This window comes from Clostridia bacterium (genome assembly GCA_012840125.1).
Classification (GTDB): Bacteria; Bacillota; DULZ01; order DULZ01; family DULZ01; genus DULZ01.
Genome location: DULZ01000057.1, coordinates 1 through 23,986, shown reverse-complemented (window position 1 = coordinate 23,986; position 23,986 = coordinate 1). Strand labels below are relative to the sequence as shown.

Here is a 23,986-nt window from a genome sequence, read left to right as displayed (position 1 = left end):
CCGGAAATGACGGAAAAAGATCAAAAATTGCAAGAAGTTTTTGCTAAATACCGGGGGCAGCAGGGAGCCTTAATTCCTGTATTGCAAGCAGCACAAGATATCTATGGGTACCTGCCGCGGGAAGTCTTGGAGAAGATTGCGGCAGAACTGAAACTCCCCATCAGCCAGGTTTATGGGGTGGTTACTTTTTATGCCCAGTTTAACTTGACGCCGAGGGGGCGCCATACCATCAGGGTCTGCCAGGGTACGGCTTGCTACGTGCGCGGCGGGGGAGAAATCCTGGCTGAGATCCAAGAGCAGCTGGGCATTAAAGACGGGGAAACCACCGAGGATTTGCGGTTTACCCTGGAATCCGTGGCCTGCCTTGGAGCTTGTGGCCTGGCCCCGGTGATCATGATTGATGACGATACCCATGGCCGTTTGACGAAAAACGCCATTGCCGATATTCTGGCAAAATACGAGTAGGGGGTGGGGAGATGAAGCGGATTTTAATTTGTACCGGTACCGGCTGTGTCTCGTCCGGGTCCCGCAAATTAACTGCCAAGTTGACGGAAGAATTGGAAAAACGAGGACTTGTGCATGATTATAGTATTGTGACTACAGGCTGCCACGGTTTCTGCGAGCAGGGTCCCATCATGATCGTGGAGCCGGAAGGTGTTTTTTATTGCCGGGTGGATGCTGAAGATGTGGAAGAAGTCGTGGAAAGCCACCTGGTGAACGGTCAGATCGTCGAAAGACTCTTGTACACAGATCCGGGCAGCAAGGAAAAGATTAAACATTATAACGATATTACTTTCTACAACAAGCAAAAGCGGATCGTGCTGCAGCGGTGCGGGCACATCAACCCTGAGAGCATCGACGACTATCTCGGCACCAACGGATACGAGGGCTTTAAGAGGGCCTTGACCATGAAGCCCATGGAGATCATTGAAGAGGTCAAGCAATCGGGCTTGAGGGGCCGCGGCGGCGCAGGTTTCCCCACGGGCTTGAAGTGGGAGTTTGCCTACAAAGCCGAGGGCGATAAGAAGTATGTGGTCTGCAACGCCGACGAAGGAGACCCGGGTGCCTTCATGGACCGGAGCATCCTGGAAGGGGATCCCCATGCGGTCATCGAGGGGATGCTGATTGCGGCCTATGCCATCGGGGCCGATGAAGGTTATGTTTATGTCCGGGCTGAGTACCCGTTAGCCACCAAGCGGCTGGCGATTGCCATTGAACAGGCCGAAGAAAGAGGATTCCTAGGCGACAATATTCTAGGTTCCGGTTTTAATTTCCACTTGAAAATTAAGGCCGGTGCCGGGGCGTTTGTTTGCGGTGAAGAAACGGCTCTCCTTGCTTCCATTGAAGGTAAGAGGGGCATGCCTAGAGTTCGCCCGCCTTTCCCTGCCCAGAAGGGCTTATGGGGCAAGCCCACCAACATTAACAACGTGGAAACTTTCGCCAATGTACCTCATATCCTGCGCAACGGGGCCCAATGGTACAGTTCCATCGGTACTGAAAAGAGTAAGGGAACTAAAGTGTTTGCTCTCACCGGCAAACTGAAAAACACCGGTTTGGCGGAAGTGCCCATGGGCATTACCATGCGGGAGATCATTTTTGACATCGGCGGCGGCATCCAGGGGGACAAGGAATTCAAGGCAGTCCAGATCGGCGGTCCTTCCGGTGGCTGCTTGACCAAAGATCACCTGGACCTGCCCATCGACTATGATTCCCTGACCCAAGCCGGGGCCATGATGGGTTCGGGCGGCCTGGTGGTAATGGATGAGACCACCTGTATGGTGGACGTGGCCCGGTTCTTCCTCCGCTTTACCCAAGCTGAATCCTGCGGTAAGTGTACCCCCTGCCGGGAAGGTACCAAGCGGATGCTGGAAATCCTCACCCGCATCGTGGAAGGCAAGGGGACCGAAGAAGACCTGGAGAAGCTGGAAAAACTCGGGAAAATCATCAAAGCTACTTCCCTGTGCGGGTTAGGGCAGACGGCTCCGAACCCGGTGTTGACAACCTTGCGCTATTTCCGGCATGAATATGAGGCCCATATTAAGGAAAAGCGCTGCCCGGCAGGAGCTTGTAAGGATCTCATCCTGTACCGCATTGATCCGGAGAAATGCACCGGCTGCGGTCGCTGCGCCAAGAAGTGCCCCTCCGGCGCTATCAGCGGCCAGTTGAAAGAAGTGCATGTCATCGATGTGGATAAGTGCACCAAGTGTAACACTTGTTACGAAGTATGCCGGTTCGGGGCCGTGTATAAAGGCTAGAAGGAGGGTTACCGATGGCCAAAATCAAATTTACCTTAAACGGGCGGCCCATGGAAGTAGAGTCGGGCACGACCCTTCTGGAAGCAGCCCGGCAAGCAGGCATCGAGATCCCCACCTTGTGCCATCACCCGGCTTTATCGGATTTTGGTGCATGCCGCTTATGCGTAGTCAAGGTAGAAGGGGCCAGAAACCTGGTGGCAGCTTGTGTCACTCAGGTCGCCCCGAACATGGTGGTGGAGACCCATGCGCCGGAAGTCATCGAGGCCCGGAAAATGATCCTGGAGCTTATCCTGGCCAACCATCCCCTCGACTGCCTGACCTGTGATAAGTGCGGCGACTGCCGCTTGCAGGATTATGCCTATGAGTACGAAGTGGCCGGGTCCGGTTTTGACGGGGAAAGGCACGACTACGAGATCGACGACTCCAACCCGTATATCATCCGGGATAATAACAAATGCATCCTGTGCGGTAGGTGTATTAGGGCTTGCAGTGAAATCAAGGGAATGCATATCCTGGATTTCGCCGGGCGCGGCTTTAACACTAAAGTTACGCCGGCTTTCGATGTAAGCCTGGCGGAGTCCGATTGCGTCTACTGCCACAACTGTGTCTCGGTTTGCCCGGTGGGGGCTTTAATGCCCAAGGAGCTGGCCGGCAAAGCCCGGGCCTGGGAAGTCACCAAGCACGAAGTTACCTGCACTTTCTGTGATTTCGGCTGCAAATTCGATTTGGTCAAGAAAGGCAGCGAGATCATCGGTGTTCAAGCCAGGACCGGCGGGGCGGGACGTCCCCTGTGCCTGAAGGGTCGTTTAGGACTGGAATTGGTGTACAGCTCTCATCCGGTGCGGAAGCCCCTCATGAAGAAAAACGGGGAATTCGTCCCCGTGGACTGGGAAGAAGCGCTGCGCATTCGCGCCATTGTGAACAGAATAGAAAGCCTTAAGGATTGACCATCCTTTTGATGGCCGCTAAGTTAGCTCGTGCTGCTTGGCGGCCTTTTTCGATGAAGGCAGGTATTTTATGAAAGTCCAGCAAACCGGCACTGCCCGTCTGGGGCCGCAGCACCAGGTGGGCGTATTTTTCCGTCACCAGGTCCGCGATGCGCTGGCCGGAAATATCGTGAGTTTGCAGCAGGATCTCCAGGAGGTTGGTTAAAGGCTCTTCTTCATGAACCCCAAAGCCCAGGTCCACGGCGATGATGGTTTCGGCCCCTAGGAAATGCAAGATGTCGGCGGGGACATTGTCCACCAGTCCCCCGTCGACCAGGGTCCTGGTACCGATGGTTTTGGGGGTAAAAATGCCAGGAATGGAGGAACTGGCCCGGGCAGCCTCGGCTACCGGCACCCGGGGAACAAAAACCGTCCGCTTCGGCCAGGGTTTGGGCGGGATGAGCTGTTCGGCAGTGAAAACCACCAGTTCGCCGGTTTGAAGGTCAGCGGCGGTGATGGCTAAGGGCTTCACCAGGTTTTCAAAAGTTGCCCTGCCTATGTACTGCTGCAGGAATATCTCAATAAAATCGGCGTTGAGCAGTCCTTTGGGTAAGGGCAGCCGGGCGATGTGCTTGGTCTTTAAGGGATGGATCGCAAGGGGTTGAATGATGTGTTCCTGGGGCCGGTAGGCTGTTTGATACAGTTCCCGGAAGATGGCGCCGATCTCCTTCGGTGTCATGCCGGCAGCATACAGGCTGCCGACAATGCTGCCGGCGCTGGTGCCGGCCAGGCTGCCCGGCACTGCTTTTTCCTCGTGCAGCACTTCCAAAACGCCGATATGGGCTGCTCCCCTTAAGGAGCCGCCGCTAAGGGCAAGACCGTATGGCAACGGGACCACCTCTCTTTCGTTCATCCTATGTGCCGGAACCGGTGTATGTTACTGTTATTACCAGCAGCAGGTATATTGATGGGCGGAAATGGAAATAAAGTTAAGTGCGGCATTTTACTTCTTCACCCCTGCTTGAAGTGCAGCCTGATGTGAAATATTTTTGCTGAACCGGACGGATGAAATAGAAAAATGAAGTAATTGAGAGAAATACAGAGGAAATGAGTAATATTTGTACATTATGGCGGAGACAGCCATTTGCCATATGGATAAACTGTACCTATCATAATAAGTGTATATTAGCACTCAGTATCAATGAGTGCTAACAGCATAACTAAAGGTCAGAGGAGGTAGTAGTATGAACATTCAACCTCTGGGCGACCGGGTGGTCATCCAAGTGGTGGAAGCAGAAGAAAAGACCAAAGGTGGGATCGTTTTACCTGATACCGCCAAGGAAAAGCCGCAGAAGGGTATCGTGAAGGCCGTGGGGAACGGCCGGGTATCCGAGAACGGGGAAAAGATCCCGGTAGAAGTTGCGGTGGGCGATACGGTCATTTTTGCTAGGTACGCCGGTACTGAAGTAAAAATAGACGGCGAAGAGTATTTGATCATGAGCGAAAGAGATATCCTGGCTGTGGTGAAATAAGTCTAGTGGAGGGATAATCATTGGCCAAACAAGTAGTGTTTGATACGGAAGCCCGTCATGCCTTGGAAAGAGGTGTTAATGCCCTAGCGGATGCAGTTAAGGTCACTCTTGGACCTAAAGGGCGCAATGTGGTTTTGGAGAAGAAGTTCGGTTCCCCGACCATTACCAATGACGGGGTTTCCATTGCCCGGGAAATCGAGTTTAAGGACCCATTGGAAAACATGGGTGCCCAGTTGGTGAAGGAAGTGGCCACTAAGACCAATGACGTGGCCGGGGACGGAACCACCACCGCTACCGTGCTGGCCCAGGCGATGATCCGGGAAGGCTTGCGGAATGTGGCGGCAGGAGCCAACCCCATGCTGTTGAAAAAAGGTATCGAAAAAGCCGTGGCCGCGGCGACGGAGGAGCTGAAGAAAATCAGCAGGCCGGTGGAGAGCAAAGAAGCCATCGCCCAAGTAGCTTCTATTTCCGCCAATGATGCGGAAATCGGCAGGCTGATCGCCGACGCCATGGAAACCGTGGGCAAGGACGGGGTGATCACCGTCGAAGAATCCCAAGGTATTGGCACTACCATGGAAGTGGTGGAGGGCATGCAGTTTGACCGGGGTTACATATCTCCCTACATGGTCACTGATATGGACAAGATGGAGGCCGTGCTGAACGAGCCATGGATTTTGATTACGGAAAAGAAAGTCTCCTCCATCCATGATCTGCTGCCGGTCCTCGAAAAGGTTGTCCAAACCGGTAAGCCCTTATTGATTATTGCCGAGGATCTGGAAGGAGAGGCCCTGGCCACCCTGGTGGTGAACAAGATTCGCGGTACCTTTACCTGTGCCGCGGTGAAAGCCCCTGGTTACGGAGACCGCCGGAAAGCAATGCTGCAGGATATTGCGATTCTCACCGGCGGCCGGGTCATTTCCGAGGATGTAGGCTTGAAGCTGGAAAACACCACTTTGGATATGCTGGGTCAAGCCCGCCAGGTCCGGGTAAGCAAAGATGAAACCGTGATTGTGGACGGTAAAGGCAGCCCGGCTGAGATCGAAAAACGGGTAGCCCAGATTAAGCACGAATACGAACAGTCCACTTCCGAATTTGACCGGGAAAAACTGCAGGAAAGGCTGGCCAAACTGGCCGGTGGCGTGGCGGTAATCCAAGTCGGAGCTGCCACTGAAACGGAAATGAAAGAGAAGAAGCTGCGCATTGAAGATGCCCTGGCAGCTACCAGAGCTGCGGTGGAGGAAGGAATTGTGGCCGGCGGCGGTACCGCTCTGATTGACATCGCCGAGGCACTGGATAAGATTGAGTGCAGCGGTGATGAAAAAACCGGGGTGGAAATTGTCAAGCGGGCCCTGGAAGAACCGGTGCGCCAGATTGCCGTGAATGCCGGTGCGGAAGGGTCCATCGTGGCCGAAAAGGTGAAGGCATCACCTAAGGGGATTGGCTACGATGTCATAAGCGAACAGTATACGGACATGATTGCCGCCGGTATCGTGGACCCGGCTAAAGTCACCAGGTCCGCTTTGCAAAATGCCGCCAGCATTGCAGCCATGGTGCTCACCACGGAGGCCCTGGTGGCTGACATTCCCGAAGAGGAGCCTGACCCGGTACCCGGTATGCCTCCCGGTGGCATGGGCATGTAGTGGGCCAGAGGACAAAAAACAGTTTCCGGAAAGCTCTGCTTTGCCGGAAACTGTTTTTTTATTTATACTCAGGGGCGAGGCGGAATTGGCCGGTTAATTTTTGTAGCTGCTCTCCCAAGCCGGTGAGGGATGCGGCAGAGGCCGCAATTTCTTGGATGGCGGCGGCTTGTTCTTGAGTGGTGGCAGACATTTCACCGGCGGCATCTTCCACTTGAGTCGCCACCTCACCGATAATATGAGTGGCACGCCAGATTGCTTCGGCTCCTTTGGATAGCTCCTCAATGCTGCCGGCTACTTGCTGGAGTTGCTGGGCGGCTTCTTCCACAACCTCTCCTATTTCTTGGAAAATCCGGGCTCCGGAGATAATCACCTCGCTGCCCGTCGTGACGATGGACATGTTATTGTTCATGGCGGTTACCGCCCGGTGGGTGTCAGCCTGTATTTGCCGGATCAGCTGGCTGATTTCCCGGGCAGCGGTTTGGGACTGTTCTGCCAGTTTTCTTACTTCTTCAGCCACCACGGCAAATCCCTTACCCTGTTCACCGGCCCGGGCCGCTTCAATCGCGGCATTCAAAGCCAGCAAGTTGGTCTGGTCGGCAATGCCGCCAATGAGATCCACGATTTTGCCTATAGCCTCGGATCTATTGCCTAACTCTTCAATGATTTGGGCAATCTCCTTTGTAGCGTGAATGATACGGTCCATTTCTAAAGCTGCCTGTTCCATCACGGTGCGACCCTGTTCCGCTTGGGCGGCGTTTTCTTCCGCGCTGGAGGCCAACTGCTGCATGGTAGCACTGATCTCCTCAATGCTGGCGGAGAACTCCTGAACGGCGGCGCTAGTCTCCTGCACCTCGTGCTTTTGCCTTTGGGCTCCGGTCAGCAGCTCTTGAGCAGCTGTGGCCATTTGGGTGATAGAGTGGGAAGTCTGTTCCGTGGAAGCGCTCATTTGCTCCACGGCACCGGCCAGTTCTTCAGCAGCGTTTTGGATTTGGGATATCAGTGTTTTCAGGTTAGCGGACATTTGATTAAAGGCTTCAGCTACTTGGGATATTTCATCTCTACCCCCGGCTTCGATGGTTTTGCCGGTCAAATCCCCTGAGGCTACCTGCTCCGCCCCATGGGACAAGAAACCAAGCCGTCGCCGCATGAGCCTGGCTTGCCACAAGTTAGCCAGGCAAGTCAAGGCAAATCCAATGATGACTACCGCTATGAGTTTGATGCGTGTTTGGAGATAAATCTCGCTGTTGGATTGCTGCCTTTGCTGGGCTTGACTGGTGTTGTACGCGACCAGTTTTTCGAATTCTTCCACGCTTTTCATTCTTTTCGGCTGGAATTGATAGCCAAGAGCCGTGGCATCTTCCGTGGTGGTGGCTGATACGATGGTGACGGCTTCCCTGATATATTCGGTATAAGCCCGTTTGGCCTCTTCAAACAGGGCCTTTTCCTGATCGTTGACAATAAGGTTTTCGTAACGGGCCAGGATCTCTTCAAAAGTAGCCCGGTGCTGGGTCATGTTGGTGTCGAAATAGTCTCTGTCCAGGGTAGTGGCGTAAAGGGGCGCAAGGATGGCTATGTCCTGCAAGGTGTTGAGGGCCTCATTGGCCAACTGGAGCTTAGTAAAGTTGCGGGTATACATGATGTTCGCTTGATCGTTAATCAATCGCAAGCTAACAATACCCCACACCCCGACCACGGCTAAACAGGCTAGACCTAAAGCCGAGATTAAGAATAGCTGCTTGGAGATTCTTAAATTCGTCAACCTAAACATGCTGATCCTCCTGCCATGACCTTTAATAAACATAAAAGATTAATAGCGGAGAGAACGGGTCTCCAAAGGTGTTCTATCACCCCCTTCCGGTGTATTTTAACCGGTATAGACGTTGAGAAAATATTCATTTGAATAAAGTTCTTGCCGCAGGTCCAGTGAGGGCCTCCCGGCAGATCAAGGCAAATCAAAAAAAAGCACGCCGCACCTTTGGTTTGGCGTCCTGCTGGCAGAGCATACTGCGCCTTGCATACCCGGATTAAAACAATGCAAAAAAATTACTAATAATTTTAATTTTCGACATAAAAACGGGGATTCCTCCTGGTATAATGGAATAATCTACAAAAACAACGGATATATGCCATCACTAACCTGGTATCAAGGCAATATTTTCCTGATCACTCTGTGAATATTCAGTTAATTATCGTATAATACCTTTAAGAAACAACTCGCTGGCGGCGGTTTTGAAACATGCAATCAAACTCATTGATGTGGAGTGATGTCATGGTTCAGGTAACTGAGAAACAACAAGAAGTCCCGGTGCGGATCAATACCGCCTGGTGCAAGGGATGTGGCATTTGCGTTTTCCTGTGCCCTCAAGGGGTGTTAAAACTGAAGCAAGGTAAGGCTTTCGTTTATGATCCTATTGCCTGTGTTAAATGCCGCAACTGTGAGCTCCACTGCCCCGATTTCGCCATCCAAGTGGAGAGGGGGGAGGCTAAGTGAACCAAGGTGGTACAGCCATGTTGCTGCAGGGCAATGAAGCGGTAGCTTTGGGAGCCCTGAAAGCGGGAGTCCGGTTTTATGCGGGCTATCCTATCAGCCCTTCTTCGGAAATCGCAGAGGCCCTGGCCAAGCTGCTGCCTGCCCATGGGGGCGTGTTCATTCAAATGGAAGACGAAATCGCCGGTGCGGCGGCCGTTTTGGGAGCTTCCCTAGCCGGCGTAAAAGCCATCACGGCTACCAGCGGGCCCGGTTTTTCCTTGATGCAGGAAAGCATCGGTTTCGGCGCCATGGCGGAAATCCCCTGCGTCATCGTCGATGTGCAGCGGGCAGGTCCCAGCACCGGTTTGCCCACTCACCCGGCGCAAGGCGACGTGATGCAGGCCAGGTGGGGCACCCACGGGGACCATCCCATCATCGTGCTCTGTCCCAGTTCCGTGCTGGAAGCTTATTGGCTCACTATTCAAGCGGTCAATTTCAGTGAGAAATTCCGGACGCCGGTGATCTTGCTGATGGATGAAGTTACCGGGCACATGCGGGAAAAGGTAATCTTGCCTCCTGATGACCGGCTAGAGATCGTTGAACGGAAAAGGCCCACCTGCTCCCCGCAGGAATACCAGCCCTATCTACCGGAAGAGGACGGGGTCCCGCCCATGGCTCCTTTTGGGGCAGGGTACCGCTATCATGTAACCGGGCTCTTTCATGATGAGACCGGCTTTCCTTCTACGAAACCGGCCGTGGTGGACCGGCTCCTACGGCGGTTGCACAGGAAAATTGATCAGTCGAGGGAGGAGATCACTTTAACGAAGGGATTCTGTACGGATGACTGCGAGATCCTGGTGGTCAGTTACGGTATCAGCAGCCGCTCCGCCTACCGGGCGGTGAAGGAAGCCCGGCGGCAAGGGATGAAAGCCGGCTTGCTTACCCTGCAAACCTTGTGGCCCTTTCCCGAGGAGGCGCTGCGCCGGGCGGCCCGGCAGGCGAGCCGGGTGATGGTGCCTGAGCTGAATCTCGGCCAGCTCAGGCTTGAGGTGGAGCGGGTACTGGCGGGAAGTGCCCGGGTAGAGGGATTAACCAAGGTTAACGGGGAAATCTTTGCCCCGGAGGAAATACTGGCAGGGTTAGGGGGAATATAAATGCAGCCAGAGTTAAGGAAATACTTCCGCCTGGACCGGTTGCCCCACATCTGGTGTCCCGGCTGCGGCAACGGGATTGTGGTCGGGGCGCTAGTGAGGGCGGTGCATGAATTAAATCTCGACCAGAATGAGGTGGTGGTGGTTTCAGGGATCGGCTGTTCATCCCGTGCTTCCGGCTACCTGGATTTCCAGACGGTCCACACGACCCACGGACGGGCTTTGGCCTTCGCTACCGGTATTAAGCTGGCCAAGCCCCACCTGCATGTCTTGGTGCTCATGGGTGACGGCGACGCGGCGGCCATTGGGGGCAACCACTTGATTCATGCAGCCCGGCGGAACATCGACTTGACCGCCGTCATTTTTAACAACAGCATCTACGGTATGACCGGGGGACAGGTTTCTCCCCTGACCCCCCAGGGAAAAGTGGCTACCACGGCTCCCTACGGTGTGGTAGAGCGCAGTTTTGACCTGGCTGCCTTGGCCCAAGGCGCCGGTGCCACTTTTGTCGCCCGCGGTACCGCCTACCATGTGGTCCAACTGACGGATTTGATCAAAAAAGCCATCCGGCATAAAGGATTTAGTTTGGTGGAAGCCATAACCCAGTGTCCGGTGGTATACGGCAAGCAAAACAAACCGTCGGATCCCGGGAAAATGCTGCTCTGGCAAAAGGAGCATGCCGTCAATCAAAGGCTGGCCGGCAAAATGTCTCCCGTGGAGCTGGAAGGGAAGTTCCTCACCGGGATCCTGCACCAGGCCGAGGCACCGGAACTGGCGGCAGAGTACGCCAAATTGACGGCAAAAGAATAATTCCGGTGGGGTGAGAGCCATGAAACAGTGGGAGTTCTTGTTAAGCGGCAGCGGCGGCCAGGGGCTGGTACTGGCCGGATTGATCCTAGCGGAAGGGGCGGTTAAAGCGGGCAAGAATGTGATCCAAACCCAGACTTACGGTCCGGAAGCCAGGGGCGGCGCTTCCCGGGCGGAAGTTATCATCAGCGACGGGGAGATTGATTACCCTAAAGTGGTCAGGCCGGATCTCTTGCTGGCCATGTCCCAGGAAGCCTACGACAAGTATGCCCCGTTAGCCAAAAGGAGCAATGCCCTGGTATTGATCGACCAAGAATTCGTCACGGAACCCTCTGATCAAGAGGACAACTTAGTAGCCCTGCCCCTGACCAAAGCGGCAGCGGAGAGGATTGGGAAGGCTTTGGTAGCTAACATGGTGGCTTTGGGCGCATTGATGGCTTTTACCCGGGTATTCTCCCCACAGCTGTTGGAAGCAGCCTTGCTGGACAGGGTTCCCGCCGGTTCGGAAGAGTTGAACCTGAAAGCCTTCAGATTGGGTTTGGAGATGGCCGGCGAGATCCGGGGCCGTAAGTAATGCATTGTCCGCCGGATTATGTTACATTAGTGTTGTAGTTTAACTGCAAAGGATGGAGTAACAGTGACCAGAATAGAAAGGGTACGCAAGGCCATCAATCACCAGGAAGTGGATCCTGTACCCAGGGGAGAATTAATCATTGCCCCTGAGTTTATTGACCGGCTGTGCCCGGCACCGGAACTGGATGCATTTGCCCGGAAAAAAAAGGTCTTGGAAATCCTGGCCATGGATTTGGTGACGGTCATGCCCGCCCACCCGGCGACAAGGGAACTGCCGGGGGGTGTCTACCTGGATGGATGGGGCCGGAAAGTCACCCGGCAGCAGGGATACTGGATTACCCTGGAGCCACCCATCGCCGCCCTGGAGCAAGGAGAACTTTACTCCTTCCCGCCGGTAGACGCTTTCGGTTTTGACGAAATCGAGCTCTGGGTGCAACACAGTGATTTCTTTGTCTTCGCCTTGGTGGACGGGATTTTTCAAGGTACCGGCAGTCTTTTGGATTTCAACCAGTTCCTCATGGCTACGGTGACGAAGCCGCAGCTCCTCAGCACCCTGGTGGAACGCTATGGCGAATTTCTCTGTCGTTTGGCGGAAGAGTGCTTCAAGCGAGGCGCCCATGGCTTAATCATCGGGGATGACCTGGCCTCCTCCCAAGGGCCCTTGTGCTCACCTAAAGCCCTGGCAAGCATTTTCTGGCCCGCTTATCGCCGCTTGCTGCAGGCCTTGCAAAAATGGCAACGACCGGTTTTCTTACATTGCGACGGCAACATCAGTTTAATCTTGCCTCATTTAGCCGAGTTGGGCTTTGCCGGTGTTCATTCCTTGGAGCCGGCGGCGGGGATGGACCTGGCCCAAATCAAAGCCGATTACGGGGAACAGCTCTGTCTCATGGGCAACGTGGATCCGGCCCTTTTGGAAACCGGCAGTGTGGAAGAAATCAGGCAGGCAGTGGCGGAGACCGTCCGTGTCGGCAAGCCGGGCGGGGGGTTTATTCTGAGTACCGCCAGCGGTTCCATTACCGCTGCGATGCCGCCCGAACATGTACTGGCCATGTACCGGCCGTGACCTGAGAGTCATATTCCTGCTTTTCCCCCAGTAAAATAGCTTTAGATATCGGGGAAACGGGGGAAAAGGGATGACCATCAAGCTCCGGTGGAAGCCCTTGCTGTTTTTGTTGCTGTGGGCCTTGGCTGCTTACGGTGGGTATGTTTACTGGGAGAAGAACATTAAAATAGTGCCCGAGGCTTTGCTGCAGCGGACTTTGGCACGTTTATCCGGATTGCAGAGTTACCGGTATACGGTGGATTTACGGTTGTTTGCCGAAGGGCATGAGCGATATATTTCCGATGTGGAAGGAGCCAGGGCCGGTCAGGATTCTTTTTTCTTGCGCGGCACCATTGAGGGTACGGAGATCGAGGCTTATCATATCGACGGTACCACTTACTTGAAGTCAGGGGATCAGGGCAAATGGATGACTATTTCCGGCAACGAGGTATTTGACCAGGAATTGTTTATGGTGGAGATTAATCCCCTGGCCAGCTTTAACTTTACGGAAGTGCTGGAGTTTTCTTACCGGGGCACCAAGAAAATAGACGGCCAAAAACTACACATACTATTGGTAAAACCGGAGCTCAACCACCCTTTTATGGAGAAGCACTGGCGAGATTTTGAGTACACTCTTTATGTCAAAAGGAACGGCGAACTGGTTAGGGGTGAGGTTTCCGCCGTTTTGAAAGCGAAACCCAGTGACACCATGCACATGGTGGTGGAAATAAGGGACTATAACGCCAAGATCGAGCTTACCCCTCCGGTTCAGTAGATGAAAAAAACTGAAGGCAGGCAGGTTTTTCACCCCTCATTAGCGAAGTCTATTAACCTATTTTGCAAAACACAGGTACTATTTACAGGGGTGTGTGGGCATGCTGAACGACATCGAGACAATATTGATTAGCCGGGAAGAGTTGGAAGCCAAAGTGAAAGAGCTGGGCCGGAGGATCTCGGCAGACTATGCAGGCCAGGAACTATTAATCGTCTGCATCTTGAAAGGTGCGGTCATTTTTTGTGCCGACCTGGTAAGGCACATCACGATACCGGTTACCCTGGATTTCATGGCGGTTTCCAGCTACGGCGACGCTACCCAGTCATCCGGTGCGGTGATGATCTTAAAGGACTTGGAGACTAACATTGCCGGCAAGCATGTATTGATCGTGGAGGATATTGTGGACACCGGGTTGACCTTAAAATACCTGGTGGAAAACCTCAAGGCGCGCCATCCATTGAGTGTTAAAGTCTGCACCCTGTTGGACAAGCCTGAGCGGCGCAAGGTGGATGTGCAAGTGGATTACAACGGTTTTGTCATTCCTGATGCTTTTGTGGTCGGGTACGGCTTGGACTATGCGGAAAAATACCGCCACCTGCCCAGCGTGTGTATCTTAAAGCCTGAGATGTACCAGTAATCAAGGAGGAACGGGATGAGGAAAGACAGGAAACTTGATGTACATGCATATATTGAAGAACAAGTAGCTGAGATCCGCGCTACCGTTGGTGACGGAAAAGCCCTGTGCGCTTTAAGCGGGGGGGTCGATTCCGCCGTAGCGGCAGTGCTGGTTCATAAAGCTATAGGTGACCAGCTGGTCTGCATGTTTGTGAACCATGGCCTGATGCGCTTGGGCGAACCGGAAGAAGTGGAGAACACCTTCCGGCAAGGTTTTGGCATCAACCTGGTGACCGTTGATGCCCGCCGGCGCTTCTTGGAGAAACTGCAGGGAGTGGAGGACCCGGAAAGAAAAAGGAAAATCATCGGGGAAGAATTCATCCGGGTGTTTGAAGATGAGGCTCGCAAATTGGGCAATTTTGGGTTCTTGGTCCAGGGAACCATTTACCCTGATATCGTGGAAAGCGGCAGCGACGGAGTCGTATCGGTGAAAAGCCATCATAATGTGGGCGGCCTGCCGGAGGATATGGCTTTTACCCTGGTGGAGCCGTTAAAGTACCTGTATAAAGACGAGGTCCGCCAGGTGGGACTGGCCCTAGGCTTGCCGGAGGAGATCGTCTGGCGGCAGCCCTTCCCCGGTCCGGGACTGGGAGTCCGCATCATCGGTGAAATAACCCAGGAAAAACTGGATATTTTGCGGCAGGCTGACTATATTTTCCGGGAAGAAATCAAGCAAGCGGGTTTAGACCGGGAGGTCTGGCAGTACTTTGCCGTGCTTCCCTCCATTAAGAGCGTGGGTATGAAAAACAACCGGCGGACCTACGCATATCCCATTATCCTGCGGGCAGTGAACAGCGTGGACGCCATGACGGCCGATGTTGTCAAGCTGCCCTGGGAGGTGCTGGAGAAGATTGCCAACCGCATTCTCCGGGAAGTGGAACAGGTGAACCGGGTCGTTTATGATATTTCGCCCAAACCGCCCGGTACTATCGAATGGGAGTAGAGAATAATCACAACCTACCTACCGTTGACCGGTGGCTGAGTTGCCGGTTAAGAATGTCCAGGCCGGGGGTGAGGAACATTGCGCAGGGGGCAGAAAGGCAGGATTTTCGCTTTGCTGGAGCGGGAAGAGTACGATGAAATTCTAAAGCTCTTCGATGCCTCGCCTGACCTGGTGCGCCGGTCCTTGACTATGGCCACCTTTCACCCGGAGGAAACCGCCGGCGAGGCAGCCGTCAGGTGCTTCGGTTTCCTGGCCCGGGCCAGGGGGAGGCAGCAGCCGGAGTTTTTCCGGGAAACCATTCGACGGCATATTTGGGCCATGAATGACGAAAGCGGCAACATGGACTGGCGCGGCCCGGAAATCATCGCGCAAATCGTTTCCGCCCAACCCGCCCTGTATGAGGAATTTGCTTCGATCATGATTGAAGCGGCCCTGGCCGAACCGGTGTTTTACCCGAGCCTCAAGAAGGCAGTAGCATTATTGGCTGCGACGGACCCCAAGTTAATTGAATACCAGAGGACCAGGCTGGAAGCACTGGGCATGCTGGCATAAAGGGAGGCTACCCGGATCAGTGGGTAGCCTTAAGTTTTAATTGGCCGCTTGGCGGGCTTGCTCCCGGAGGATATGTTTGAGAATCTTACCGGAAGCATTGCGCGGTATCATTTCCACGTATTCAATGATCTTGGGAATTTTGAATTTGGCTAGGTACTGGCCGCAGAATGCCTGTACCTCTTCCGGAGAGGGCGGTGCACCCTTGGCTACCAGCACTGCCTTCACCGTTTCGCCCCATTCGGGATGAGGTACGCCGATGACGGCGGCATCGGCGATGCCGGGATGCATGGTTAACACGTCTTCAATTTCTTTGGGATAGATGTTGACCCCGCCGCTGATGATCATGTCTTTCTTGCGGTCCAGGATCCACAAATAACCGTCTTCATCCACCCTGGCCACGTCGCCGGTATAAAGCCAGCCGTCCTTCAAGGCTTCGGCGGTGGCTTCAGGGTTCTTGTAATAACCGTCCATGAGGGAAGCGCACTTGATGATGATTTCCCCGGCTTCCCCGGGGGCTACGTCCCGGCCCTGGTCGTCTACCACTCTTAAGACGCTGTTCACGGTGCCGTAGCGGCCGATGCTGCCTGCTTTATGTTCGTGCTCATGGGGATATAAAGCTACGCCGTTGGGACCTGCCTCCGTTAAGCCGTAGACGCTGACCAGCTGCCCCGGTAGAATTTGCCTGACTTTCAAGACGGCTTCCCGGGACATGGGTGCTCCGCCGTATATCCAGTATTTCATGCTGCTCAAATCAAAACCGGTGAGATTAGGCAGCTGCGCCGCCAGCAAGAAAGCCACCGGTGCGCCGAAGAAATGGGTGGTTTTTTCTTGAGCGGCCAGTTGAACCAGGTTTTGCGGCGTGAAGTCCCCCAGTACGGATACCGCTCCGGCGTACGTGGCACCCAACAAGCACAGGTTGAGGGGCGCCGAATGGGTCAGGGGCATTAGAATTAGCATGCGGCTGTCCGGCCGGATTTCCATTTCATAAGCGAACATGGCAGCCACGGCATGGACCGCCCCGTGGGACAGGACCACGCCTTTCGGCTTGCCGGTGGTGCCGGAGGTGTACAGGATTTCCGCCGTGTCCTCCGCCTTGAGGGCATGCTCCATCCGGGCAGCCGGCCCGGCACCGGCCGCCTCTTCCAGCCGGTCCACGGTTTCCAAAAGACGTAAGTTTAAACCCTGTGCCGCCTGCCGGCCGGTTTCCTGCAAGCCGGGATCGCACAGGAGGGCGACGGCATCGCTGTCTTGGAGAATGTAATTGATTTCATTGGGTGTCAGGCGCACGTTGATGGGCACCACCCTGGCTCCCAGTTGGAAGAGGGCGAATAGAGCTACGGCAAAGGATGGGCGGTTGGGAATGAGCAGGGCCACCGAATCGCCCGGCTGAATACCCTGGGACTGCAGGTGCCGGGCCAGGGAAGCGGATTTTTGATACAATTCCGCCCAGGTTAGGGTGATGCTGCCGGCCGGATAGGTGACAGCGGGCCGGTCCCCGAATTTAATGGCATTCCGTTCCAAAGCGGCCACAATGGTTTCCCTCATCGTCTCAAGCCTCCTATTCATAGATTTTTTCCGCCAGGTTTTCCGCCTCGGGAGCGTCCATTTCCACATCACGGCTCAAGGTTCCCGGACCGGCCACTTCTTTGAAGTATTCGTGCTGGATGATCAAGCTCATAATCTCATTGGTACCGGTCCAGATCATCGGCAAGCGGGCATCTCTCAGGTAGCGCTCAATGGGGTAGACGTTGGTATAACCGATGCCGCCCAGTACTTGCATGGCATGGTTTACCACCTGCCAGGCGGTCTCGGTGGCGAATTTCTTGGCTTGAGACACCAACCTGCGCTGGAGGGCGGCCGGTACGCCCTTATCAATGGCTTGGGCTGTGGTATAGACCAGAGCACGGGCTGCATCCAACTGGGTAATGCTTTCGGCGATTTTGAAACTGACGGCTTGGAAATCTTTGATCTTGCGCCCGAAAGCTTTGCGCTTGGTGCTGTACTTGACGGCGACGTCCAGGGCTGCTTTGGCCAAGCCCAGCACCCCGGCGGCGCTGGTAAGCCTTTCCGGTATCATCATTTGGTAGAAGATGGCACCGGCGCCGTTTTCCTGTCCCACCAGGTTGGAAGCGGGAACCTTGGCCTCCCGGAAGACGAGCCGGCCGGTACCGCCGCCCCGGCTGCCCATGAGGCCGTACACGTGGTGTACTTCCACCCCGGGGCCCCGGTCCACGATGAAGGCACTGAGGGAGTCCTTGGGAGATCCCTCCGGATTGGTCTTGGCATAGACAAAGAAGTAGTCGGCCCCTTCCGCTCCCACGATGAAGCGTTTTTGCCCGTTGAGAATGTAATAATCCCCTTCCCGGCGTGCCGTGGTGGTGGCGCCGAAAAAGTCTGAACCGCCCCGGGGTTCCGTGAGCCCTTCCGCGGTAAACTTCTTGCCGGCCAGGGTTTCCGCCAGGTACTTTTGTTTTTGCTCCTCAGTGCCGAACTTGTAAATGGCTTCACCTACGATGGAAGGGAGGGAATACAGGCAGGCCAGGGCGGATCCCAGCATGCCGATATCTTCCAAAGCCGTCACTTCTGAAGTCCAACCCAAACCCCGGCCCCCGTATTCCTTGGGGAAACGAAGGCCCAGCAGGTTCCGGCGCCCGGCTTCTTGGAGAAATTCCTTGGGGTACTGTACCTTGTCCGCGTCCATGTCCAGGATTAACTGTTTGTCCACCGATTGGACAAAATCATGCACTTCTTTTTGCAGGGCTTGCTGTTCTTCCGTCAGCAGAAAACTAAACATGACCACCTCTCCTTTTGCGAAGATTCTGAAAATAGGAAAAAAGAATAGACAACTTTGTCAGCTCTGATCCTTGGCTTCCCATTCCTCCTTTTCCCGCAAGATTTCCAGGAATTTTTGCCGGAACTCCAGCATTTCTTGTTTGGTTTCCTCCAGTTCCCGGATCATTTCATCTATTTCGGCAATACGCTTATCGCCCAGTTCAATGGCACGGCGCAGCTGTTCCTTTTCCGTGGGATCCACATCATAGAGGTCCAGCATCTCCTTGATTTCCGCCAGGGAGAACCCGAAGCGCTTACCCCGCAAGGCCAGCTTTAAGCGGGTCCTGTCCCTGCTGGTATAGGTCCTGGGCAGAGTATCTTTTTCCCGGTGGGAATTAATCAAGCCGACTTCTTCGTAATAGCGAATGGTGCGGGTGCTGATGCCGAATTCGTGGGCCAGTTCGGAAATGGTATATGTTTTCTTTTCTCCTCGGGACATAACTCTCACCTTTACGTTAACGTAAACTTAATATCATTATAAAAAGAAGAGGGGAATCGTGTCAAGGGATACCTGTCTTGACAGCACCCGGAGGTTTGCTGCCGAATACAATGGCATGGTAGGGAAGCGGAAAGGAGCTGTCAGGATGGAAATCTTGTATGCCTTGTTCATTGCCCTGGCCAGCAACCTGGATACCATTGGGGTGAGAATTGCTTATACCGTGCAGGGGATTAAGGTCTCCCACGGTATTAATTTATGGATGGCCCTGATTGGGTTTACTGTGTCCGCCCTGGCCTCCCGTTCGGGGACGGTGCTGGCTGCTTTGCTACCGGGCAAGTCGGCCCGCTTGGTGAGCATGGTACTGCTGGTGTTAATCGGGCTATGGATGATGCTGGAACCGTACTTGCCCAAGAGGGAAAAGCATCACCGCCGGTCACCCGGTATGCTGGAGATCCTGGCGAACCCGCTGGAAGCGGACCGGGACCGTTCTAAACATATTGATTTCAAAGAAGCGACGGTGCTGGGCACGGCTTTGTCCTTGAACAATATCGGCGGCGGGTTCAGTGCGGGCATTCTGGGTATCAACTGGCTTCTCATGGGGTTCTTGTCCGCTTTGATCAGCTGGCTGGTCTTTTGGGCGGGCAACCAGTTGACCGGTTATTTGGATCAGACTTCCTGGGGCACCCGGGCCCCGCTGGTGGCTGGGCTGCTGTTGATTTTGATGGGGTTAAAACAATTATTCTAAACTATTGCATCTTCAGCAATAAACTGGTAACATTTCTCAGAGGCTGTATGTCCCGGCCCCGGGCCGGGACGGCCATCCTAGAGGAGGTGCCATCTATGCGGCGAGCGCTGATCAGTGTGTCAGCCAAAGAGGGGATAGTCGATTTTGCCAGGGAATTGATTCAACTGGGTTTTGAAATCATCTCCACCGGCGGCACGGCTGCTTTCTTGTCCCGGGCCAGCATTCCGGTAACGGAGGTCAGTACCGTCACCGGGTTTCCGGAGATCCTGGAGGGAAGGGTCAAAACCCTGCACCCCAAGATTCATGGAGGGATCCTGGCCCGCCGGACGGAAGCTCACTTGCAGGTTCTCGCGGAACACCATATCAGCCCCATTGACCTGGTGGTGGTTAACTTGTACCCGTTCCGGGAAACGGTGGCAAACCCCGCTGCCGGGTGGGAGGAGGCCGTGGAGAACATTGACATCGGCGGTCCCACCTTGATCAGGGCGGCTGCCAAGAACCATCAGTATGTAACGGTTATCGTGAACCCCAACAGGTACCGGGAGGTCATGGCCCAGCTCAAATCCTACGGGGCAGTATCCGAGGCCCTGCGGCGGGAGCTGGCCCGGGAAGCCTTCCAGCATACGGCTCTCTATGATGCCGCCATTGCCGCTTATTTTGCCCGGCATGGGAGCCAGCCCGGGGACCTGCCGCGGGAGTTTATGCTGGAGGGAGAACTGGTGCAAGAGCTCCGGTATGGGGAAAACCCCCATCAAAAGGCTGCCTGGTACCGGCACGGTGCAGGCGGTGGTGCCGGGGTGAAGCAGCTGCAGGGGCTGGAGCTGTCTTTTAATAATTTGGTAGATTTACAGGCCGCCTGGGCTTTGGTGCAGGAGTTCGCCCAGCCGGCGGTGGCCATCATTAAACATACCAATCCCTGCGGGGTAGCCATTGACGACACCCTGGCGGCGGCTTATGAAAAAGCGCTGGCGGCAGACCCGGTTTCCGCTTTCGGCGGCCTGGTGGCTTGCAACCGCCCGGTGGACAAGGATACAGCTGAGAAAATGACAGGGATTTTCCTTGAAGGAGTGATCGCCCCGGGCTTCAGCGAAGAAGCCGTCGAAATTTTCCGTAGTAAACCCAAACTGCGCCTGGTGGTTTGTGAGGGGATGGGCGGCGGCATGAACCTGGAAGTGAAACAAGTGTTTAACGGCTTCCTGGTACAGGAAAGGGATGACGAAACGGTGTCGCCTGAAGCCTGGCAGTGGGTGGCAGGCGAGCCGCAGGCTGTTTCGGACTTGTGGTTTGCCTGGCAGGTGGTTAAACATGTCAAGTCCAATGCCATCGTGGTGGCCAAAGACGGCCGGACTTTAGGCATCGGTGCCGGGCAGATGAACCGGGTTGGCGCCGCGGAAATCGCTTTGAAGCAAGCAGGGGAGCAAGCCAGGGGAGCCGTGCTGGCTTCCGACGCCTTTTTCCCCTTTCGCGATACGGTGGACCTGGCGGCCCGCTGCGGCATCAAAGCCATCGTCCAGCCGGGCGGTTCCGTCAAAGATCATGAATCCATTGCCGCTTGCCAAGAACACGGCATTGCCATGGCCTTTACCGGCCGCCGGCATTTCAAGCATTAAAATAGGTGGCAGCTTAGCGCTGCCACCTGTTTTTGCTTAGAATACAGGTACTACGGCCCCTTGGTATTTGTCTTCGATGAATTTCTTGATCTCAGGGGAATTCAGCACTTCATCCAGGGCTTTGATTTCCGGCCTGTTTTCGTCGCCCACGCGAACCGCTACCACGTTCTTAAAGGTATCGGCAGCCATGGAACTGGGATCTTCCATGACCAGGGCGTCCTTGGCGGGGTTGAGGCCGGCGCCGATGGCGTAGTTGCCGTTAATAACGGCCGCCGTTACGTCTTCCAGGGCCCGGGGCAATTGGGGTGCTTCCAGCTCGACGATTTCGACCTTGACCTTGTATTCGACGATGTCAGTTACGGTAGCCGTTAATCCTACCCCGTCTTTGAGGGTGATGATGCCGTTGTCCTGCAAGAGCCAGAGAGCCCGGGCTTCGTTGGTGGTGTCATTGGGCACGGCGATGCGATCCCCGTCTTTTAGTTCGGACAAGTCTTTAATCTTATAGGAGTACAGGCCCAGGGGCTCGAAGTGAACGGCAGTGGTCCAGGTTAAGTCCAGGTTGTTTTGCTGGGAGAATTCCTCTAAATAGGGTACGTGCTGGAAGAAATTAGCATCCAGCGAACCATCGGACAAGGCGATGTTCGGAGTCGTGTAGTCGGTGAACTCCTTGATTTCCAGTTCGATACCCTTAGCTTTCAGCAATTCTTTGGCCTGTGTCAGGATTTCCGCATGGGGTTCAGGGGTAGCACCTACTACCAGCTTGACTACGTCGCTGCTTTGGCCGCCGCCGGAAGAGGCCTGGTTGCCGCCGCAGCCGATGACAGCAAAGAGAGCAAGGCCGATGATTAAGGTTAAAGCAATAATTTTCTTGTTTTTCATTTTTTCTCCTCCCCTTAATTTATGGTTTTGGGCTTTATCTTTTGTCCAGACGTGACGCCACCAAATCGCCAATCATCTGGAGCGCTTGAACCAGCAGGATGAGAACGATGATGACGATGAACATCAGCTCGGTCTCATACCGGTAAAAACCGTAGCGCAAGGCAATATCCCCAAGACCGCCCCCGCCTACGAAACCTGCCATGGCTGAGTACCCGATTAAAGTGATGGTTGTGATGGTAGCTCCTAACACCAAAGAAGGCTTGGACTCGGGAATGAGCACTTTGCGAATGATCTGCATAGGACTGGCACCCATCGCTAAGGCTGCCTCTATCACCCCCCAGGGTATCTCTTTTAATGAGGATTCCACCATTCTGGCTACAAAGGGTATCGCCGCCACGGACAAGGGAATAATCATGGCCGTGGTGCCGATAAAAGTACCTACGATCCAGCGCGTAAAGGGAATGAGGAAAACCGCCAGGATAATAAAAGGAATGGAACGGAAAATATTCACGATGACACCTAGAACGGCGTTAATGAAACGGTTTTCCGTAATGTGCCCCGGGCTGGTGATCACCAGAATAATCCCAAGGGGGATCCCGAAGATATAAGCAACCAATGTGGACACGGATACCATGTAGAGGGTCTCCCAAAAACCCCGGCCGAGCAGTTGGATGATCTGTTCCCACGGCATCTACATCACCTCGACTTCCAGGTGCAAGCTTCTTAAGTAACCAATTCCCTTCTCGATATCCGCCGGGTTACCGAGGAGTTGTACGGTTAAAGTACCAACGATCTGGTCTTTGATGTGGTCGATGTTGCCGTACAAGATATTGGTTTTCAGGTTATACTCGCTCACCAGGTTGGAAAGTACCGGCTGGCCGGCCACCTCGCCCAGGAAAGTGATCCTGACCAATCGTCCACCGTTGTTTTGCTTTAGTACCACGGCTTCCGGCACATCAATATTGATCACCGTATTAATAAAACGACGGGCGGTGGCCGTTCTGGGACGGGTGAACACCTCAACTACCGGGCCCGTTTCCACAATGCGGGCGTTTTCAATGACGGCTACCGTATCGCAGATCTCTTTGATGACATTCATCTCATGGGTGATAATAACAATGGTCAAATTGAATCTCTCGTTAATGTCTTTAAGCAGCTGGAGGATGGATTGGGTGGTCTGGGGATCCAGGGCCGAAGTGGCTTCATCGCAGAGAAGCACTTTGGGGTTATTGGCCAGGGCCCTGGCAATACCCACTCTTTGCTTTTGCCCCCCGCTGAGCTGGGAGGGATAAGCATTAACCTTATCTGACAAACCTACTAAGTCCAGGAGTTCCAGCACCCGATCTTTGATTTTCGCTTCCGGGTAACCGGCAATTTCCAGGGGAAAAGCCACATTGCCATAAACGGTCCGGGACCAGAGCAGGTTGAAGTGCTGGAAGATCATGCCTATCTCCCGCCGGGCCACCCTTAACCGGCTGGGAGGCAAAGCGCCCATGTCTACACCGTCTATTTCGACTGTACCGCCGGTAGGACGCTCCAACATGTTAATGCATCGCACGAGGGTGCTCTTTCCGGCACCGCTTAAACCGATGATGCCGAAAATCTCCCCCTTCTTGACGTGGAGAGATACGCCGTCCAGAGCGACAACTTGTCCATGGCCGGTGTAATAAACTTTGCGTAAATCAGTGATTTTGATCATATGCATGCGTCACCTACCCACAAAAAAACTCCCTGCACAACGACAGAGAGAAACAAGCATTGCTGTTACTCTCATCTGTCAGATGTACTGTCATACATCCGCAGGAATTGGCACCGTTCCCTTCCTCATGAAGGGTGGTTGCCGGGTTTCATTGGGCCAGTCCCTCCACCTACTCTCGATAAGAGTAAATCCTTATGGATTTTGAACATAATATAGCACATCCAATACGGGTGGTCAACATTTTTTTGTGCCACCTCCCTTTAGTACGGTAAAACACTACAGGAAATTGACTACCGGTAGAGAATTATTCTTATATGAGCCTTTTGCAAAAACGCTAGTCCTTATAAATCAATGTACTGGATAACAAAGAAAAGGACTTCACCCCAAATTGGAGAATCTTTCAAGTAATGACACAAAAAAGAAACCCAAGGAGTGAAG

At 54.2% G+C, this 23,986-nt stretch carries 24 protein-coding genes and 1 riboswitch; of the genes, 16 read left to right on the top strand and 8 right to left on the bottom strand.

The features are described from left to right. Window positions 1-6 precede the first annotated feature (6 nt). The 3 genes from nuoE to GXX34_07220 are packed head-to-tail and all read left to right on the top strand — an operon-like array spanning window position 7 to window position 3,202. Window positions 7-465 (top strand): NADH-quinone oxidoreductase subunit NuoE, encoded by a 459-nt coding sequence (nuoE, locus tag GXX34_07230; GenBank protein HHW07308.1) that lies wholly within the window; start codon window positions 7-9, stop codon window positions 463-465. 11 nt (window positions 466-476) lie between these two features. Next, on the top strand, window positions 477-2,255 hold the full coding sequence (gene nuoF / locus GXX34_07225) for an NADH-quinone oxidoreductase subunit NuoF (GenBank protein HHW07307.1): 1,779 nt from the start codon (window positions 477-479) through the stop codon (window positions 2,253-2,255). A gap of 14 nt (window positions 2,256-2,269) precedes the next feature. Further along, window positions 2,270-3,202, top strand: a complete 933-nt coding sequence (locus tag GXX34_07220; protein ID HHW07306.1) for a 2Fe-2S iron-sulfur cluster binding domain-containing protein — start codon at window positions 2,270-2,272, stop codon at window positions 3,200-3,202. Here the strand turns inward: GXX34_07220 and GXX34_07215 are convergent. Further along, window positions 3,192-4,070 (bottom strand): patatin-like phospholipase family protein, encoded by an 879-nt coding sequence (locus GXX34_07215; GenBank protein ID HHW07305.1) that lies wholly within the window; start codon window positions 4,068-4,070, stop codon window positions 3,192-3,194. The genes GXX34_07220 and GXX34_07215 overlap by 11 nt on opposite strands. Window positions 4,071-4,425: 355 nt before the next feature. On the opposite strand from GXX34_07215, the gene GXX34_07210 reads away from it, so the two are divergent. Together GXX34_07210 and groL are read left to right on the top strand one after the other, a co-directional pair. Beyond that, window positions 4,426-4,713, top strand: a complete 288-nt coding sequence (locus GXX34_07210) for a co-chaperone GroES (protein ID HHW07304.1) — start codon at window positions 4,426-4,428, stop codon at window positions 4,711-4,713. Window positions 4,714-4,733: 20 nt separating this feature from the next. Then, the gene (groL, locus tag GXX34_07205) at window positions 4,734-6,353 is read left to right on the top strand and encodes a chaperonin GroEL (protein ID HHW07303.1); all 1,620 of its coding nucleotides are present in this window, start codon (window positions 4,734-4,736) and stop codon (window positions 6,351-6,353) included. Between the two features lie 58 nt (window positions 6,354-6,411). Here the strand turns inward: groL and GXX34_07200 are convergent, their stop codons facing one another. Next, the gene (locus GXX34_07200) at window positions 6,412-8,121 is read right to left on the bottom strand and encodes a methyl-accepting chemotaxis protein (protein ID HHW07302.1); all 1,710 of its coding nucleotides are present in this window, start codon (window positions 8,119-8,121) and stop codon (window positions 6,412-6,414) included. Window positions 8,122-8,622: 501 nt separating this feature from the next. Here GXX34_07200 and GXX34_07195 point away from each other — a divergent pair. The 9 genes from GXX34_07195 (at window position 8,623) to GXX34_07155 (ending at window position 15,344) form a co-directional block, all read left to right on the top strand. Next, entirely contained in the window at window positions 8,623-8,844 is a 222-nt protein-coding gene (locus GXX34_07195) for a 4Fe-4S binding protein (GenBank protein HHW07301.1), read from the top strand. A gap of 17 nt (window positions 8,845-8,861) precedes the next feature. Further along, window positions 8,862-9,977, top strand: a complete 1,116-nt coding sequence (locus GXX34_07190; protein ID HHW07300.1) for a 2-oxoacid:acceptor oxidoreductase subunit alpha — start codon at window positions 8,862-8,864, stop codon at window positions 9,975-9,977. After that, window positions 9,978-10,784: a 2-oxoacid:ferredoxin oxidoreductase subunit beta gene (locus GXX34_07185; protein HHW07299.1), complete on the top strand. Its 807-nt coding sequence runs from the start codon at window positions 9,978-9,980 to the stop codon at window positions 10,782-10,784. It begins immediately after the preceding gene. Window positions 10,785-10,803: 19 nt separating this feature from the next. Further along, window positions 10,804-11,355, top strand: a complete 552-nt coding sequence (locus GXX34_07180) for a 2-oxoacid:ferredoxin oxidoreductase subunit gamma (GenBank protein HHW07298.1) — start codon at window positions 10,804-10,806, stop codon at window positions 11,353-11,355. A gap of 63 nt (window positions 11,356-11,418) precedes the next feature. Continuing rightward, window positions 11,419-12,420, top strand: coding sequence for a hypothetical protein (locus tag GXX34_07175; protein HHW07297.1), 1,002 nt, complete (start codon window positions 11,419-11,421; stop codon window positions 12,418-12,420). 70 nt (window positions 12,421-12,490) lie between these two features. Beyond that, window positions 12,491-13,174, top strand: a complete 684-nt coding sequence (locus GXX34_07170) for a hypothetical protein (protein HHW07296.1) — start codon at window positions 12,491-12,493, stop codon at window positions 13,172-13,174. A 100-nt stretch (window positions 13,175-13,274) separates the two neighbouring features. Further along, window positions 13,275-13,811: a hypoxanthine phosphoribosyltransferase gene (gene hpt, locus GXX34_07165; protein HHW07295.1), complete on the top strand. Its 537-nt coding sequence runs from the start codon at window positions 13,275-13,277 to the stop codon at window positions 13,809-13,811. A gap of 15 nt (window positions 13,812-13,826) precedes the next feature. Beyond that, complete coding sequence (gene guaA / locus GXX34_07160) at window positions 13,827-14,792, top strand: glutamine-hydrolyzing GMP synthase (protein HHW07294.1); 966 nt, start codon at window positions 13,827-13,829, stop codon at window positions 14,790-14,792. Window positions 14,793-14,870: 78 nt separating this feature from the next. Continuing rightward, window positions 14,871-15,344 (top strand): hypothetical protein, encoded by a 474-nt coding sequence (locus GXX34_07155; GenBank protein ID HHW07293.1) that lies wholly within the window; start codon window positions 14,871-14,873, stop codon window positions 15,342-15,344. Window positions 15,345-15,380: 36 nt separating this feature from the next. Here the strand turns inward: GXX34_07155 and GXX34_07150 are convergent, their stop codons facing one another. The 3 genes from GXX34_07150 to GXX34_07140 are packed head-to-tail and all read right to left on the bottom strand — an operon-like array spanning window position 15,381 to window position 18,615. After that, window positions 15,381-16,889, bottom strand: a complete 1,509-nt coding sequence (locus GXX34_07150; protein HHW07292.1) for a long-chain fatty acid--CoA ligase — start codon at window positions 16,887-16,889, stop codon at window positions 15,381-15,383. Window positions 16,890-16,902: 13 nt separating this feature from the next. Next, complete coding sequence (locus tag GXX34_07145; GenBank protein HHW07291.1) at window positions 16,903-18,138, bottom strand: acyl-CoA/acyl-ACP dehydrogenase; 1,236 nt, start codon at window positions 18,136-18,138, stop codon at window positions 16,903-16,905. 57 nt (window positions 18,139-18,195) lie between these two features. Beyond that, window positions 18,196-18,615, bottom strand: coding sequence for a MerR family DNA-binding transcriptional regulator (locus GXX34_07140; protein HHW07290.1), 420 nt, complete (start codon window positions 18,613-18,615; stop codon window positions 18,196-18,198). 145 nt (window positions 18,616-18,760) lie between these two features. On the opposite strand from GXX34_07140, the gene GXX34_07135 reads away from it, so the two are divergent. Both GXX34_07135 and purH read left to right on the top strand, forming a co-directional pair. Further along, window positions 18,761-19,360: a sporulation membrane protein YtaF gene (locus GXX34_07135; protein ID HHW07289.1), complete on the top strand. Its 600-nt coding sequence runs from the start codon at window positions 18,761-18,763 to the stop codon at window positions 19,358-19,360. A 95-nt stretch (window positions 19,361-19,455) separates the two neighbouring features. Next, on the top strand, window positions 19,456-20,970 hold the full coding sequence (gene purH, locus GXX34_07130) for a bifunctional phosphoribosylaminoimidazolecarboxamide formyltransferase/IMP cyclohydrolase (GenBank protein HHW07288.1): 1,515 nt from the start codon (window positions 19,456-19,458) through the stop codon (window positions 20,968-20,970). Between the two features lie 36 nt (window positions 20,971-21,006). Here the strand turns inward: purH and GXX34_07125 are convergent, their stop codons facing one another. From GXX34_07125 to GXX34_07115, 3 genes are read right to left on the bottom strand one after another with little or no spacing between them, the layout of a single operon-like run. Then, window positions 21,007-21,849, bottom strand: coding sequence for an ABC transporter substrate-binding protein (locus GXX34_07125; protein ID HHW07287.1), 843 nt, complete (start codon window positions 21,847-21,849; stop codon window positions 21,007-21,009). Window positions 21,850-21,883: 34 nt separating this feature from the next. Continuing rightward, a complete protein-coding gene (locus GXX34_07120; GenBank protein ID HHW07286.1) occupies window positions 21,884-22,540 on the bottom strand; it encodes an ABC transporter permease in 657 nt (218 codons plus the stop codon). Further along, on the bottom strand, window positions 22,541-23,548 hold the full coding sequence (locus GXX34_07115) for a methionine ABC transporter ATP-binding protein (protein ID HHW07285.1): 1,008 nt from the start codon (window positions 23,546-23,548) through the stop codon (window positions 22,541-22,543). 68 nt (window positions 23,549-23,616) lie between these two features. Next, window positions 23,617-23,733, bottom strand: a riboswitch (SAM riboswitch). Between the last annotated feature and the right edge of the window lie 253 nt (window positions 23,734-23,986).